At 70.8% G+C, this 720-nt stretch carries 2 protein-coding genes; both read left to right on the top strand.

All coding sequences use genetic code 11. The features are described from left to right. The coding region (locus ACFR9S_RS08570; protein ID WP_459077198.1) for a DUF7544 domain-containing protein at positions 1-494 on the top strand (494 nt) is incomplete at its 5' end. 60 nt (positions 495-554) lie between these two features. Then, the coding region (locus tag ACFR9S_RS08565; protein WP_379818432.1) for a universal stress protein at positions 555-720 on the top strand (166 nt) is incomplete at its 3' end.

Genomic DNA, 720 nt, shown 5'->3' with positions numbered 1-720 from the left:
CCCTCCTGCTGGCGATCGGCGTCGCGCTCGTCGTCGCGGTGGGCAGCGGGCTGCTCACCGGCTTCACGACCCAGTTCGTCGTCCCGGTGATGGTGGCGGAGGACCGGACCGTCCTCGGCGCGTGGAAGCGGTTCTGGCCCACGATGGTCGGGCAGTGGAAGGAGTATCTCGCCTACGCCGCCCTGCGGATCGTGCTCTCGATCGCGGTCGGGATCCTCGTCGGCGTCGTCACCGGGATCGGCACGGTGGTGCTCGCGATCCCGCTGGTCGCCATCGGGGTCGCCGGCGCGGCGCTCCTCTCGGTGTCGGAGATCGTCGGCGGCGCCGTGCTCCTCCTCGTCGTCGTGCTGTTCCTCGCAGCGATCGTCGCCCTCTCGCTGGTGGTCGCCGTCCCGGTCCAGACGTACCTGCGCTACTACGCGCTGCTCGTACTGGGCGACACCGAAGACGCGTTCGACCTGGTGGCGGAGCGACGGCGCGCGATCCGGGAGTAGCGATCGCCCGCCCTCGCCCGTGGCGGCAACGGTAAGGGGCAGGCCGCTGAACCCCGGTGTATGTACGATCAGATCCTGATCGGCGTCGACGGTAGCGAGGAGTCCGAGCGAGCGGCGCGGTACGCCCTCGAACTCGCGTCGCACGTCGACGCGTCGGTGACCGCGCTCCACGTCGTCGAGGGGAGCGCGTTCGACCTCGCCGCCGGCTCCGACGAGGAGACCGAAC

Origin of the sequence: Halolamina salina, from assembly GCF_042678005.1 — an archaeon.
Taxonomy (GTDB): domain Archaea; phylum Halobacteriota; class Halobacteria; order Halobacteriales; family Haloferacaceae; genus Halolamina; species Halolamina salina.
This window is presented reverse-complemented; position numbering and strand designations above follow the sequence as displayed.